Below are 13,815 nucleotides of genomic sequence, written 5' to 3' on the forward strand. Positions count from 1 at the left end.
TGGGTCGACAGATGGCTGTCGTTGGCAAGACTTTTGCGCTGCCGACAGCGACGGATCGGCCCGAGCGGTGGGGCTATCTACGCCGACCTTGTGTCGATGAGGGAAGCCTCACACTCATTTCGGTAATCATAGCGGGAGAGGTTGATGCTGGACGAATGGAAGGGCAAGCGGGTTCTGGTGACCGGTGCCAGCCGAGGCATCGGGGCTGCGGTGGCCAGGCAGCTGGGAGCGCTGGGGGCCCATGTGGCGGTGCACTACCATGCCAGTGCCGCGGGCGCCGAGGCGGTAGCGGAAGAGGTCCGTACGGCCGGCGGCAAGGCCATCACGGTGAAGGGCGACGTGAGCCGCTCGACCGAGGCGACCCGGGTGGTCGACGAGGCCGCCGAGGGCCTGGGCGGTCTCGATCTGCTGATCAACAATGCCGGGGACATGCTCGGACGAGTGGCCCTCGACGACATCGACGACGACCGGTACGACCGGGTGATGGACCTCAATGCCCGTTCGGTGGTCATGGCCAGCCGTGCGGCACTCCCCCACTTCCGGCGTGCCGGGCGCGGAAACATCATCCATACGGGCTCGATCGCGGCGCGCAATGGCGGAGGAACGGGCGCCGGGCTCTATGCGTCGGCCAAGGGCTTCGTCACTACCCTGACCCGTAACATGGCCAAGGAACTCGCCGGGGACGACATCCGCGTCAATGCCGTGGCACCTGGTGTGATCGCCACCGATTTCCATGAACGTCACTCCAACGACGCCCAGATGGAAGCGGCGCGTGCCAGCATTCCCATGGGCCGGCTAGGCAGCGCAGAGGACTGCGTTGGCGCCTATGTCTTTCTAGGCAGCGATGCCTTGAGCGGCTATGTCACCGGCCAGGTGATCGAGGTCAACGGCGGACAGCTGATGCCATGACGGAAGCGCAATCCCAGTTCGAGGGGGGCGGCTACGAGATCGCCATCACCATGGGTGACCCGGCCGGCATCGGCCCGGAGATCGTCTGCCGGGCCCTGGCCGCGATGTCGCCGGCCGAGCGTGGCCGCAGCCTGGCGGTGGGCGACCCGGCGATCTATCGTCGTGCGGCCGAGATGATCGAGGCCGAGCTGGAGTTCGTGCCGCTGGAAATGGCGACACCCGGTGACGGGCGAGTGGCGGTGGCCGAGGTAGCAGCCGAGGGCGAAGTTCCCGACGGCCGCATCGGCGCCGCGGCGGGTGACCTGGCGTTTCGCTGCGTGAAGCGAGCCGTCGAGCTGGTTCAGACCGGCCGTGCCCGGGTGATCGTCACCGCGCCGCTCAACAAGGCGGCGCTGCACGCCGCGGGCCACCACTACGACGGCCACACAGGCATGCTGGCGGCGCTCACCGGGGCGCCGTCCTCCTTCATGCTGCTGGCCTCGGAGCGTCTCTCGACCCTGCACGTCTCTACCCATGTGTCGCTGCGCGGAGCCATCGAGCGGGTCACCGAGCGGCGCATCGCCGAAACGGTGGCGGCGGGGCATGCCCACCTGGTGTCGATGGGCATCGAGGCGCCGCGCATCGCCGTGGCGGGGCTCAATCCCCACTGCGGCGAAGGCGGCATCTTCGGTGACGAGGACGAGCGCATCATCGCCCCAGCGGTCAGGGCATTGTGCCGTCGAGGTTTCGACGTCCAGGGGCCGATCTCCGCGGACACCGTCTTCTACCGGGCCAGCCGGGGCGAGTTCGACCTGGTGGTGGCCCAGTACCACGACCAGGGGCATATCCCGGTCAAGCTGATCGCCTTCGACACCACGGTGAACGTCAGCCTGGGCCTGCCGGTACAGCGTACCTCGGTGGATCATGGTACCGCCTTCGACATCGCCTGGCAGGGCAGGGCGGATGCCACCAACCTGGGTGCGGCCATCGCCTATGCCCGGCGCCTGGCGGGAGGTGGTGGATCTTGAGCCGCTGCCGGGTGGCCATCGTCGCCGACGACCTCACCGGAGCCCTGGATGCCGCCGCGCCGTTCGCCGCCCGTGGCGCCGATGCCCGGGTGGTGGTTGCCCTGGAACGGCTGGAAGAGTGCCTGGCGACCTGGGGGAGCGATTGTCCGCAGATCCTCGCCGTGAATACCGAGTCTCGCCACCTGGGGGCCCACGCGGCCGCCGCCCGGGTTGCCGAGGCGACGCAACGGCTGGCCGGAGTGGCTCCCGGTGTGTGGTTCAAGAAGGTCGACTCGACCCTGCGCGGCCGAGTGGTGGTCGAAAGCCTGGCGATGCGCGAGACGACTGGACGCCATCTGTTGGTGGCGCCAGCGGTGCCGGCCCAGGGGCGGGTGGTGCGTGATGCCGAGGTGTGGGTGGATGAGGTGCCACTGGCCGCGAGCGCCTATGCCGGCGATGCCCGCGCGGCGCCGTTGAGCGGCCCGCTGGACCGTGCTTTCGCCGCTGCGGGAGTCGCCCTGTCACGCTACCGTCCCGGGGACGATGGCCTGCCCGATCGCGATTGCGTGGCCGACGCCGAGAGTGCCCAGGATCTGGCTCGCCTCTACGATGCCGCCCTGAGCCAACGGGATGCCTGGCTGATGGTGGGCGCCGCGGGACTGGCCACTGCCATCGCGCAGCGCTGCTTTGGACGGCTCGGCGCCGCTGAGCTGCCGCTGCGGCGGGTGACTCACCGCCTCTATGCGGTGGGCTCGCGCAGCCCGAGGGCGCTGGAGCAGCGCGCGCAGTTGCTGGTCGCGGAACCGTCGCTGCCGGTATGCCAGGCTCTCGCCGCTCATCCGCTGGACAGCGTGGCGCCGGCTCGACTGCTGGTGCCCGGCGGCGAGGGGGAGGAGCACGATCCGGCGGCGGTGGCTCGCGCCATGGGGCAGGGGGTGGCTGAAGCGGTGGCGAGCTGGCCACCGGAGGCGCGGGGACTGCTATTCCTCACCGGCGGCGATACCGCCATGGCGGCCCTGGATCGGCTGGGTGCCGGCTTCATCCGGGTCGAGGCCGAGTGGGCACCGGGCGTGGCCTTGGGGTGGCTGGATGGCGATTCGCGTCGCCTGGTGATGACCAAGGCCGGTGGCTTCGGGGCACCCGATCTGTTGCAGCGGCTGCACTGCGGTTTCAACTAAAGGCGAACGTCGCAAGGCGAGGTGTCGGTTGCGCCACGAGATGGGAGAGACTAGCTTGAAACTGGTGGTATGATACGTATACAGTCAGACGCTCAGCTCAGTTAGCGAGTGCCATCGAACCGATCATGTCGTGCCACCCGACTTGCCACAAATACAACAAACCCAACGGTTGTGAGGAGTACAAGATGAGCGACAAGCCTCAACGCCAGTTCCCGCTGTCTCGGATGATGACCGCCCTGCTGATTGCCGGCGGCGTCAGCGTGGCCGGAGCCGCCCACGGCGAGGAGTTGAACTTCGCCCACGTCTACGAGACCTCTGAGCCCTACCACGAGTGGGCCCTGTGGGCGGCGGAGCAGATCGAGGAGCGCACCGATGGGCGCTACTCGATTACCGTGCATCCGGCCTCCTCGCTGGGCAAGGAGGCCGACATCAATGAAGGCCTGCAACTGGGTACTGTCGATCTGATCTACACCGGCAACCAGTTCGCCGGGCGCTTTTACGGGCCCATCGGCATCGCTGGCGCGCCCTACATGTTCCGCGACTTCGACCACTGGCAGGCCTACGCCGACAGCGACCTCTTCGAGGAGATCGCCCAGGGGTATCGCGACGAGACGGGCAACGTGCCGCTGGCCATGAACTACTACGGCCGCCGCCACGTCACCTCCAACGAGCCGATCGACACCCCCGAGGACATGGAGGGGCTGAAGATCCGCACGCCCAATGCGCCCATGTACATGATGTTCCCCGAAGCGGTCGGGGCCAATCCCACCCCCATTGCCTTCGCCGAGGTCTACCTGGCGTTGCAGCAGGGCGTGGTCGATGCCCAGGAGAACCCACTGCCCACCATCAAGGCCAAGGCCTTCCATGAGGTGCAGGACACCATCAACCTGACCGGTCACATCACCGATTCGCTGATCACCATCGCCGGCGGTCCGTTGTGGAACCGCCTTTCCGAAGAGGACCGCGAGATCTTCCGCGAGGTCTACGCCGAGGCCGGCGAGCGCATCACCGAGGACATCCTGCAATCCGAGGAGGATCTGGTGGCCTGGTTCGAGGAGCAGGGCACCACGGTGAACGAGGTGGATATCGAGCCCTTCCGCGAGGCCACGCTGCCCGCCCACAACAGCGAAGCGGCCACCTGGGACCAGGAGACCTACGACCGCCTCCAGGCCATCGGCCAGTAAACCCTCCCTCCATTGCGGACGCTGCACCACCCCCGGAGACGGGGGTGGTGTGCGGGAGCCTGACATGAATCAGCCTGACCGAGACGAGGCGCCAGTTTTCGACTTCCTCGAAGAAGACGACTTCGACGCGCGCGATTATGGCCTCGAGGATTACCTGACACTGGGGGTCTTCTGGCTGCTGGCGCTGGACGTCTTCCTGCAATTCTTCACCCGCTACGTGCTGGGCAATTCCATTGCCTGGACCGAGGAGATGGCCCGCTATCTGCTGGTGATGGTCGGTTTTCTGGGCGGCACCATGGCGGTGCGCAAGGGCTCGCATATTGCCGTGGAGTTCTTCTATCGCTACATGCCGTTCTGGATGGCCCGCACGGCCTCGACGTTGGTGGATTTGGGCAACATCGTCTTTTTCGCCGCCATGGTGTGGATCACCTTCAAGCTGGCGGGACGCACGACGTCGCTGATGGCGTCGGTGGATATTCCCAAGAGCTACCTCTACTACATCGTGATGCTGGGCTTTGTGCTGATGCTGGCACGCGCCGTCCAGGCGGCGATCCGCCATTGGCGCAGCGGCACCAGCGAGCTGATGGGATCACAGTGACGATGACCGGGAGAGCCTGTCCATGCCCAATAGCCTGATCCTGCGACGGCGCGGTGCCCTGGTGCCGCCGGTCATCGCGGCCCTTGCCATTCTCGGCTGCCTCGCCCTGGCAGTCACCGAGCAGTACCTTTCGTTCTTGTTCGCCGCGCTGTTCACCCTGCTGGTGCTCGGCGTGCCCATCGCGATTGCCCTGGCGGGCTCCTGTTTGATCTACGTGCTGTTGACCGGGCGCGTGCCCGACGTGGTGGTCGTGCACCGCATGATCAACGGCGTCGACAGTTTCCCGCTGCTGGCGATTCCGTTCTTCATTCTCGCCGGCAACCTGATGAACAACGGCGGCATCACCACGCGTATCTTCGATTTCGCCAAGGCCCTGATGGGTTGGATGCGTGGCGGCCTGGGCCATGTCAACGTCGGCGCCAGCATCGTCTTCTCCGGCATGTCCGGCGCCGCCGTCGCCGACGCCGGCGGGCTGGGCACCATCGAGATCAAGGCGATGCGCGATGCCGGTTACGACCAGGAGTTCGCGGTGGGTATCACTGCGGCGTCGTCCACCATCGGCCCCATCATCCCGCCCAGCCTGCCCATGGTGATCTATGGCGTCATGGCTTCGGTGTCGGTGGGCCAGCTGTTCGTGGCCGGGCTGATACCGGGGCTGCTGATGGGCGTCGTGCTGATGGCGATGATCACCTGGCTGGCGCGTCGCCGCGGCTATCCTCGCGATGCCTCCTTTGCCCTGTCGGTGCTGGGACATACCTTCAAACGCGCCTTCCTGTCGCTGCTCACCCCGGTGATCATCGTCGGCGGCATCATGAGCGGTGCCTTCACGCCCACCGAGGCGGCCATCGCCGCCGTGGTTTATGCGCTCTTCCTCGGCGGCGTGGTCTACCGCAGCCTGACCTGGCGGCGCCTGCTCAAGGTCAGCATGGAGACCATCGAGACCACCGCGGTGATCCTGCTGATCGTTGCCGGCGCCTCGATCTTCGCCTGGATACTGACCAGCAATCAGGTCACCCAGCTCGTGGTCGAGCTGCTCGGGCCCTTCGCCGACAATCCGGTCGCCACCCTGATCATCATCAACGTCGTGCTGATCGTCGTCGGCTGCTTCATGGAAACCATCGCCGCCATCACCATCCTGGTGCCGGTGCTGCTGCCGCTGGCGGTGGGTGCCGGGGTCGATCCGGTGCATTTCGGGGTGATCATGGTCCTCAACCTGATGATCGGGCTGTTGACGCCGCCGGTGGGCATGGTGCTCTACGTGCTCTCGCGGGTGTCGAACATCTCCTTCGAGAAGTGCATGCGTGGCACTCTGCCGTTTCTGGTACCGCTGGTGATCGCCCTGCTGATGGTGACCTTCATCCCGGCCGTCTCGATGTGGCTGCCGACCCTGATCTACCGCTGAGCATGAGGAATACCGAGCGATGAGTGACGCCTGCCAGGACTTCCGCGTCGAGCGCAGCGAGCTGGAACGCTTCATGCTGGCGGCGCTGGCCCGTGCCGGGGCCGATGCCGCTTCCGCGGAGGCGGTGAGCCGGGCGCTGGTGACCGCCTCGCGGATGGGCACCGACAGCCACGGCCTGCGTCTGTTGCCGCACTACGTTCGTGCCCTGCAGGGGGGGCGCGTCCGCGGTGCGCCCAGGATGCGCTTCGAGCGCCGCTTGCCGGCCACCGGCTACCTGGATGCCGGCGACGGCTTCGGGCACCTAGCCGGCTACACCGCCATGGACCACGCCGCGACCATGGCCGACGAGGTGGGTGTGGGCGCCGTGGCGGTGGGCAACTCCTCCCACTTCGGGGCGGCGGGCTGCTACGCGCTGGCTGCTGCTCAGCGCGGCCTGATCGGCTTGGCAGTGTGCAACTCCGATCCGTTCGTGCTGCTGCACCGTGGCAGCCGTCCTTTCCACGGCACCAATCCCATCGCCTTTGCCGCTCCGGTGGCAGGAGGGAACCCCTATCTGCTCGACATGGCCACCAGTTCGATTCCCTGGAACCGGGTGCAGCAGTATGGCGCCATCGCCCGCGAGCTGCCCGACCAGGTGGCCGCCGATGCGGCGGGCGATGTGACCCGTACCCCGGCGGAGGTGGCGGCGTTGCTGCCGCTTGGCGGCAGCGACTTCGGCTTCAAGGGGGCGGGGTTGGGTGGCATGGTGGAGGTGCTCAGTTCCACCCTTTCCGGCATGCTCCATGGCTTTCGTCTGCTGCCCATGGGCGGGCCCGACATGTCGACACCGCGCGGGGTGGGGCATTTCTTCCTGGCGCTGCGCCCCGATGCCTTCGCACCGGGCAATCCCTTTCCCGAGTGCCTTCGGCAGTACCTGGACGACCTGCGAGCTCAGCCCGGCCGCGACGGTGCGCGGCTCATGGCGCCCGGGGACCGCGAGTGGGCCTGCCGGGCGCGCCGCGATGCCGAGGGCATCCCGCTGGACAGCGCCAATCAGGTGGCCTATGCCGAGTTGGCCGAAAGCCTCGGCGTCCCGGCGTTGCAGCCGCTGGATTGAGCGAGAAGGGGCTCTAATGCAGTAAGATGGCGGCCAGATACCGGGCAACCAGGAGAACCACCCCATGTCCCGATACCGGATCGAGCGCAAGACGCTCTCCGAGCAGGTGGCCGAGCAGCTCGAGGCGGACATCCTCGATGGGCGACTCGGCGAGAACGATCAACTGCCCTCCGAGCGCGAGTTGATGGAACAGTTCGGCGTCGGCCGCCCGGCGGTGCGCGAGGCGCTCTTCTACCTGCAGCAGCTCGGCTTGATCGCCATCAACAGCGGTACCCGGGCACGGGTGATTCGGCCCACCGCCGAGGCGGTGATGGCCCGGCTCTCCGGGGTGACGCGCCAACTGCTCGCCAAGCCCGATGGGCAACAGTACTTCCAGGAGGCCCGGGCGCTGTTCGAGATATCCCTGGCCCGCTATGCCGCGCGCCATGCCAGCGACGAGGATCTGGCGCGGCTACGCCAGGCGGTGCAGGACAACCGCGATGCCATGGGTGACGAGGCGCGCTTCAAGCGCTCCGACAATGATTTCCACGGCGCCTTGGCGAGTATCGCCCGCAATCCCATCTTCGATGCCATCCATGTGGCGCTCTCCGAATGGCTCGACGACCGCCGTGCCCAGGTACTGCAGCAGAAGGACGAGGACAAAGCCGCGCTCAAGGCCCACGTCGAGATCGTCGAGGCCATCGAATCCCGCGACCCGGATGCCGCCGAGGCGGCCATGCGTCGTCACCTCGATCGCCACTACGGCACCTACATGCAGCTCAAGAAGCGCCTCACTGCCGACGGCTGACCGGCGACGACCTCGAGCGAAGGAAGAGGGAAGAAGGCCCGCTGGCAGAGGCAGCGGGCCTTCTTCGTTGTGGTGGAACGGCGCTACAGGGAGACCCCGCGCTTCCAGGGAATGAAGTCGTACTGCGCCAGCGCCACTGCGCGGGGGCGATAGCGACCCGAGGCGGTGTCGATGCACAGCGTCAGCAGCCGCTTGGCCAGTTCGTCGATGCTCGTTTCGCCGCGGATGATGGGGCCGGCGTCGAAGTCGATGACGTCACGCATGCGCCCCGCCAGCTCGCTATTGCTGGCGATCTTGAGCACCGGGGCGACCGGGTTGCCGGTGGGCGTGCCCAGTCCCGTGGTGAACAGGATCAGGTTGGCGCCGGAGCCGGCCAGTGCCGTGGTCGACTCCACGTCGTTGCCCGGCGTGCAGAGCAGGTTCAGCCCCTTGCGTACGGCGGGTTCGGTGTAGTCGAGAACGTCCACCACCGGGCTGTCGCCGCCCTTCTTGGCGGCACCGGCGGACTTCATGGCGTCGGTGATCAGGCCGTCGCGGACGTTGCCGGGGGAGGGATTCATGGAGAAGTCCGCACCCACGCGGGCGGCATGCTGCTGGTAGGCTTCCATCAGGGCCTGGAAACGCCCGGCCACGGCGTCGTCGCGGCAGCGCGCGATCAACTCGTGCTCCACGCCGCACAGTTCGGGGAATTCGCTCAGAATGCCGCTACCGCCCAAGGCCACCAGGCGGTCGACCACGCCGCCCACCAGGGGGTTGGCGGAGAGCCCGGAGAAGCCGTCGGAGCCGCCACACTCCACGCCCAGCGTCAACGCCGAGAGCGGCGCGGGGGCACGCTCTACCCGGTTGGCCTCGGCCAGGCCGTCGAAGATGGTGGTCAGCGCCTCGCGAATCAGCGCCGTCTCGCTCGTGCTGGCCTGCTGCTCCAGGTAGTGTACCGGGCGCAGCCCTTGGGGATCGCGCTCGGCCACCGCCTCGCGCAGCATGTCGATTTGTGCCTTCTGACAGCCCAGGCTGAGTACCGTGGCGCCGGCCACGTTGGGATGGCCGATGTAGCCGGCCAGCAGCCGACACAGCGCTTCGGCGTCGTCGTCGGTGCCGCCGCAGCCCAGGGTGTGGCTCAGGAAGCGTACCCCGTCGACGTTGGGGAAGAGCCGCTCGGCAGGGGGGGCGGGGGGCATCTTGCCGGCCGCGCCGTGCAACAGTTCGCGGGCCATGCGCTTGTAGTCGCGGTAGGGATCCTCGCCCAGGGCGTCGGCTACGCACTGGCGCAGCACCTCGATGTTGCGGTTCTCGCAGAATACCAGCGGCACCACCAGCCAGACGTTGGCGGTGCCGACGCTGCCGTCGGGGCGGTGATAGCCGTCGAAGGTGGCGTCCTGGAAGGCGGCGACGTCGGGAGCTTGCCACTGCCCGCGCCGCGCCTGAGGGGCCGTGCTGGCGGTGTCGTGTTCGGTGTTCTCGGTAGTGATGGCCGCGCCCGCGGCGATGGGCCGGATGGCTCGCCCCACGGTGACGCCGTACATGACTACCGCCTCGCCGGCCGCCAGGTCGTGGAGAGCGAACTTGTGCTTGTGGCGGATCGTTTCGACCAGGCGCAAGCGGCGGCCGCTGTCGTCGATCTCGCTGCCGGCGGGCAGGTCCTTGAGGGCCACGCGCACGTTGTCGGCGGCGTGCACGTGGAGGCTGGCCAGCCGGGCGCTGTCACTGGCGATCGTATGGGGCATGGGCGGCCTCCGGGAGAGCGTGTCCAGGGGAAACGAGTTGGATCGTTGCCTTGCTCATGACGATCTCCGGTCAGCGGTCGGGTTCGGCGACGACATCCTGCTGCTGTTCGCCGAGCCCCTCGATGCCCAGGCGCATGCGCTGGCCGGGCTTCAGATAGGTCGGCGGCTGCTGGCCCATGCCGACCCCGGGCGGGGTGCCAGTAGAGATGACGTCGCCCGGCTGCAGACTCATGAAGCGGCTCAGGTAGCTGATCAGGAAGGGCACCCGATAGACCATGGTGCGGGTGTTGCCATCCTGGTAGCGCTGGCCATCCACCTCCAGCCATAGGTCGAGGGCATGGGGGGCGGCGACCTCGTCAGGCGTCACCAGCCAGGGGCCCAGGGGGCCGAAGGTGTCGCAGCCCTTGCCCTTGTCCCAGGTGCCGCTGCGATGGAGCTGAAATTCCCGCTCGGAGACGTCGTTGACCACGCAGTAGCCGGCCACGTGTTCCATGGCTTCGGCCTCGCTCACATAGCGCGCCTCCTTGCCGATCACCACGCCGAGTTCCACTTCCCAGTCGGTGCTGGAGGAGTCGCGGGGGATGATGACGTCGTCGTTCGGCCCGCAGATGGCACTGGTCCACTTGTTGAAGACCACCGGCTCGGGCGGCACCTGGGCGCCGGTTTCGGCGGCATGGTCGGAGTAGTTCAGGCCGATGCAGATGAACTTGCCGACGCGACCCACGCAGGGGCCGAGACGGGTGTCGGCCGGCGCCTCTGGGAGGCGTGAAGGATCGAGCCCGGACAACTGGGTCAGCGACTCGCGGTTCAGGTGGGAGCCGGCCAGGTCGTCGAGGTGGGTGGAAAGGTCGCGGATCACGCCATCGGCGTCGAGCAGACCGGGTTTCTCGTGCCCCTTGGGGCCGAAGCGCAACAGTTTCATGGGATCTCCTTGCGGTTCAGGTCAGCCAGCCGCCGTCGATGACCTGGGCGGTGCCGGTAGTGTAGGCGGACTCATCGGCGGCCAGGTAAGTGGCCAGGGCGGCGATCTCTTCCGGCGTGCCGAGCCGTCCCAGCGGCTGGCGGGCCAGGAATTCGGCGCGCACCTCGTCCTCGGCGCGCCCCTGCTGGTGGGCCTGGTCGCGGATGCGCTGGCGCAGCGAAGGGGAGTCCACGGTGCCGGGGCAGATGGCATTGCAGCGGATGCCGCGGTCGATGAAGTCGGCGGCGATCGACTTGGTCAGGCCGATAACCGCCGCCTTGGTGGTGCCGTAGGCGCAGCGGTTGGGCACGCCCTTCAGGCTCGAGGCCACCGAAGCCATGTTGATGATGCTGCCACCGCCGTGCTCGATCATGGCCGGCAGCAGGGCGCGGGTCAGGCGCGCCATGGCCGTGACGTTGAGCGCCAGCGACAGCTCCCAGTCGGCATCCGAGCCGGTGAGCAGCGAGCCGCCGGCCACGAAGCCGGCACAGTTGAAGAGCACGTCGAGCGGTGGCAGCTCGCTGGCCAGGGCCTCCACCGCCGGGGCGTCGAGAACGTCCAGGCGGCGGGTCTCGATGCCCTTGGCGTCACCGAGATCCTGCAGCTTCTCGTCGTCGATATCGGTGGCGATGACCCGCGCGCCTTCGGCGGCGAAGTGCAGGGCGGCGGCGCGCCCGATGCCCTGGCCGGCAGCGGTGATCAGGGCCGTCTTGTTCTTCAAACGCATGGTGCGGGCTTCCTGACGTTATGGCGGATTGTTGTGGTGGAGCCGTGACGCGTTACTGGTATGACAGGATACTAGCCTGACGATATGCACGAGTATGGATCAGTTCTGCGGGATTGCCAACATTGGCTTCCGGTGGTCGTCGCAGCCCACGGCAAGGCTTTCGGTCAGGCCCTCGATGTTGGGTGTGCAGCGAGCCCTTGGTAGGTCACGACCAAAGTCTAAACGCTGATCTGTTTTTGCCATACTACCATACTAGTCATATCAGTTAGCCGGCGTTAGCCGTCAGTTGCGATACGGGAGTCGCGTCATGAACACTACCTTGCAGAGCCTTTGGCGAGAGGAAGACAGCCACACCTCCGTGCGTCAGCGGCTGTACCAGGTGCTGCGTCAGTCCATCATTCGCATGGTGCTGGCGCCGGGACAGGCGCTCTCCGAAAAGGAGATCGCCGACACCTTTGCGGTGAGCCGGCAGCCGGTCCGCGAGGCATTCATTCGCCTTTCGGAAGCGGGGCTCGTCGAGGTACGTCCGCAGCGCGGCACCTACGTGGTGAAGATCTCGCAGCAGGCCGTGCTCGAGGCGCGATTCGTGCGCGAGGCGGTGGAGGTGGCCGTGGCCCGGGCAGCGGCGGAGCAAGGACTGGCGCCGCGGGTGTTGGCCGAGCTCCATGAGCTCCTCGAGCGCCAGCGGCGTTGTATCGAGCCCCACGACTACGACCGTTTCTACCAGTTCGACGAGGCCTTCCATCGCACCTTGTCACTGGGTCTGGGCCAGCAGGCGGCATGGAAGGTGGTCGAGGAGGTCAAGGCGCAGTTCGACCGGGTGCGCTACCTGAGCATTCCTGATGCAACTCCCCTCGAGCGGCTGATCGAGCAGCACGCCGCGATCGTGGCGGCGATCGAGCAGCGCAGCCCCGAGGCGGCGGAGCAGGCCATGCGCGTCCACCACCGCGAAATCTTCCAGTCGCTGCCCGACTTGGTGAGTCGTTTCCCCGAGATGTTCGAGAACGTGCCGGTGGCCGCTGGCGGCCGGGAGGAGGTCGCCTCATGAGGATCGAGCAGGCCTATGTCATCGTCACCTCACCGGGACGCAACTTCGTCACCCTGAAGATCGTCACCGAGTCGGGCACCTACGGCATCGGTGACGCCACCCTGAACGGTCGCGAGTTGGCCGTGGTGGCCTATCTCGAGGAGCATGTGATTCCGGCGCTGATCGGCCGCGATGCCAGCCGCATCGAGGACATCTGGCACTATCTCTATCGCGGTGCTTACTGGCGACGGGGGCCGGTGACCATGTGTGCGATCGCGGCGGTGGATCTGGCGCTGTGGGACATCAAGGCCAAGGCGGCGGGCATGCCGCTCTACCAGTTGCTGGGCGGCAAGAGTCGTGAGCGGGTGATGGCCTACGCCCACTGCACCGGGCGCGACATCGACGCCTGCCTCGACGAGGTCGAGAAACACGTCGACATGGGCTATCGGGCGGTGCGCGTGCAGGCCGGCGTGCCGGGCATCCCGACCATCTACGGTGTGGCCAAGCGCGAGGGCGAACGCTACGAGCCGGCGGATTCGGCGCTTCCCGCCGAGCACGTGTGGAGCACCGAGAAGTATCTCAATCACGTGCCCAAGCTGTTCGCTGCGGTGCGCGAACGCTTCGGCGACGACCTCCACGTGCTGCATGACGTCCACCACCGTCTGACGCCCATCGAAGCGGCACGTCTGGGCAAGGCGGTGGAGCCCTACCACCTGTTCTGGCTGGAGGACTGCGTGCCGGCCGAGAATCAGGAGAGTTTCCGCCTGATTCGCCAGCACACCACCACGCCCCTGGCGGTCGGGGAGGTGTTCAACTCGATCCACGACTACCGCGAACTGCTCGAGAACCAGTGGATCGACTACATCCGCACGCCGCTCTCCCATGGCGGCGGCATCACTCACCTGCGGCGCATTGCCGATCTGGCCGGGCTCTATCACGTGCGCACCGGCTTCCACGGCCCCACCGACCTCTCTCCGGTGTGCCTGGGCGCGGCGATTCACTTCGACACCTGGGTGCCCAACTTCGGCATCCAGGAGCACATGCCGCATGCCGCCGAGACCGATGCGGTCTTCCCCCACGACTATCGCTTCGAGGAGGGTCACTTCCTGGTCGGCGAGGCGCCGGGGCACGGCGTCGACATCGACGAGGCGCTGGCCGAGCAGTATCCCTACGAACGCGCCAGCCTGCCGGTCAACCGGCTGGAAGACGGCACGCTGTGGCACTGGTAACGAGGAC

At 67.2% G+C, this 13,815-nt stretch carries 13 protein-coding genes; 10 read left to right on the top strand and 3 right to left on the bottom strand.

All coding sequences use genetic code 11. The features are described 5' to 3' along the window. Positions 1-144: 144 nt before the first annotated feature. The 8 genes from GFD32_RS19310 (at position 145) to nanR (ending at position 8,140) form a co-directional block, all read left to right on the top strand. Entirely contained in the window at positions 145-909 is a 765-nt protein-coding gene (locus tag GFD32_RS19310) for an SDR family NAD(P)-dependent oxidoreductase (RefSeq protein WP_163578208.1), read from the top strand. Then, positions 906-1,916 carry a 4-hydroxythreonine-4-phosphate dehydrogenase PdxA gene (gene pdxA, locus GFD32_RS19315; RefSeq protein WP_163578209.1) on the top strand — a complete coding sequence of 337 codons (1,011 nt, stop codon included), beginning with the start codon at positions 906-908 and terminating at the stop codon, positions 1,914-1,916. Before GFD32_RS19310 ends, pdxA begins: the two co-directional genes overlap by 4 nt. Next, complete coding sequence (locus GFD32_RS19320; RefSeq protein ID WP_163578210.1) at positions 1,913-3,073, top strand: four-carbon acid sugar kinase family protein; 1,161 nt, start codon at positions 1,913-1,915, stop codon at positions 3,071-3,073. Before pdxA ends, GFD32_RS19320 begins: the two co-directional genes overlap by 4 nt. 185 nt (positions 3,074-3,258) lie before the next feature. Continuing rightward, positions 3,259-4,257: a sialic acid TRAP transporter substrate-binding protein SiaP gene (locus GFD32_RS19325; protein WP_163578211.1), complete on the top strand. Its 999-nt coding sequence runs from the start codon at positions 3,259-3,261 to the stop codon at positions 4,255-4,257. Positions 4,258-4,321: 64 nt separating this feature from the next. Next, the gene (locus tag GFD32_RS19330; RefSeq protein WP_163578212.1) at positions 4,322-4,855 is read left to right on the top strand and encodes a TRAP transporter small permease; all 534 of its coding nucleotides are present in this window, start codon (positions 4,322-4,324) and stop codon (positions 4,853-4,855) included. Between the two features lie 22 nt (positions 4,856-4,877). Then, positions 4,878-6,257 (top strand): TRAP transporter large permease, encoded by a 1,380-nt coding sequence (locus GFD32_RS19335; protein ID WP_163578213.1) that lies wholly within the window; start codon positions 4,878-4,880, stop codon positions 6,255-6,257. 19 nt (positions 6,258-6,276) lie between these two features. Next, the gene (locus GFD32_RS19340) at positions 6,277-7,353 is read left to right on the top strand and encodes an Ldh family oxidoreductase (RefSeq protein ID WP_163578214.1); all 1,077 of its coding nucleotides are present in this window, start codon (positions 6,277-6,279) and stop codon (positions 7,351-7,353) included. A 64-nt stretch (positions 7,354-7,417) separates the two neighbouring features. Then, positions 7,418-8,140, top strand: coding sequence for a transcriptional regulator NanR (gene nanR, locus GFD32_RS19345; RefSeq protein WP_163578215.1), 723 nt, complete (start codon positions 7,418-7,420; stop codon positions 8,138-8,140). Between the two features lie 83 nt (positions 8,141-8,223). Here nanR and GFD32_RS19350 read toward each other — a convergent pair whose 3' ends face one another. The 3 genes from GFD32_RS19350 to GFD32_RS19360 form a co-directional block, all read right to left on the bottom strand. Then, positions 8,224-9,864 carry a UxaA family hydrolase gene (locus GFD32_RS19350; protein ID WP_163578216.1) on the bottom strand — a complete coding sequence of 547 codons (1,641 nt, stop codon included), beginning with the start codon at positions 9,862-9,864 and terminating at the stop codon, positions 8,224-8,226. Between the two features lie 70 nt (positions 9,865-9,934). Then, positions 9,935-10,786 carry a fumarylacetoacetate hydrolase family protein gene (locus GFD32_RS19355; protein WP_163578217.1) on the bottom strand — a complete coding sequence of 284 codons (852 nt, stop codon included), beginning with the start codon at positions 10,784-10,786 and terminating at the stop codon, positions 9,935-9,937. A 16-nt stretch (positions 10,787-10,802) separates the two neighbouring features. After that, on the bottom strand, positions 10,803-11,552 hold the full coding sequence (locus GFD32_RS19360) for an SDR family oxidoreductase (RefSeq protein ID WP_163578218.1): 750 nt from the start codon (positions 11,550-11,552) through the stop codon (positions 10,803-10,805). Positions 11,553-11,859: 307 nt separating this feature from the next. Between GFD32_RS19360 and GFD32_RS19365 the strand changes: the two genes are divergently transcribed. Together GFD32_RS19365 and manD are read left to right on the top strand one after the other, a co-directional pair. After that, the gene (locus tag GFD32_RS19365) at positions 11,860-12,600 is read left to right on the top strand and encodes a GntR family transcriptional regulator (protein WP_163578219.1); all 741 of its coding nucleotides are present in this window, start codon (positions 11,860-11,862) and stop codon (positions 12,598-12,600) included. Next, positions 12,597-13,808 (top strand): D-mannonate dehydratase ManD, encoded by a 1,212-nt coding sequence (gene manD / locus GFD32_RS19370; RefSeq protein WP_163578220.1) that lies wholly within the window; start codon positions 12,597-12,599, stop codon positions 13,806-13,808. The genes GFD32_RS19365 and manD overlap by 4 nt, the downstream gene beginning before the upstream one ends. Positions 13,809-13,815 lie beyond the last annotated feature (7 nt).

This window comes from Halomonas faecis, assembly GCF_010993975.1.
GTDB classification, from domain to species: Bacteria; Pseudomonadota; Gammaproteobacteria; order Pseudomonadales; family Halomonadaceae; genus Halomonas; species Halomonas faecis.

Coding starts and splice junctions, on each gene's coding strand:
- GFD32_RS19355 (WP_163578217.1), bottom strand. CDS start 10,786: ATGAAACTGTTGCGCTTCGGCCCCAAGGGGCACGAGAAACCCGGTCTG.
- GFD32_RS19335 (WP_163578213.1), top strand. CDS start 4,878: ATGCCCAATAGCCTGATCCTGCGACGGCGCGGTGCCCTGGTGCCGCCG.
- GFD32_RS19310 (WP_163578208.1), top strand. CDS start 145: ATGCTGGACGAATGGAAGGGCAAGCGGGTTCTGGTGACCGGTGCCAGC.
- GFD32_RS19360 (WP_163578218.1), bottom strand. CDS start 11,552: ATGCGTTTGAAGAACAAGACGGCCCTGATCACCGCTGCCGGCCAGGGC.
- GFD32_RS19340 (WP_163578214.1), top strand. CDS start 6,277: ATGAGTGACGCCTGCCAGGACTTCCGCGTCGAGCGCAGCGAGCTGGAA.
- pdxA (WP_163578209.1), top strand. CDS start 906: ATGACGGAAGCGCAATCCCAGTTCGAGGGGGGCGGCTACGAGATCGCC.
- GFD32_RS19365 (WP_163578219.1), top strand. CDS start 11,860: ATGAACACTACCTTGCAGAGCCTTTGGCGAGAGGAAGACAGCCACACC.
- GFD32_RS19330 (WP_163578212.1), top strand. CDS start 4,322: ATGAATCAGCCTGACCGAGACGAGGCGCCAGTTTTCGACTTCCTCGAA.
- GFD32_RS19325 (WP_163578211.1), top strand. CDS start 3,259: ATGAGCGACAAGCCTCAACGCCAGTTCCCGCTGTCTCGGATGATGACC.
- nanR (WP_163578215.1), top strand. CDS start 7,418: ATGTCCCGATACCGGATCGAGCGCAAGACGCTCTCCGAGCAGGTGGCC.
- GFD32_RS19350 (WP_163578216.1), bottom strand. CDS start 9,864: ATGCCCCATACGATCGCCAGTGACAGCGCCCGGCTGGCCAGCCTCCAC.
- manD (WP_163578220.1), top strand. CDS start 12,597: ATGAGGATCGAGCAGGCCTATGTCATCGTCACCTCACCGGGACGCAAC.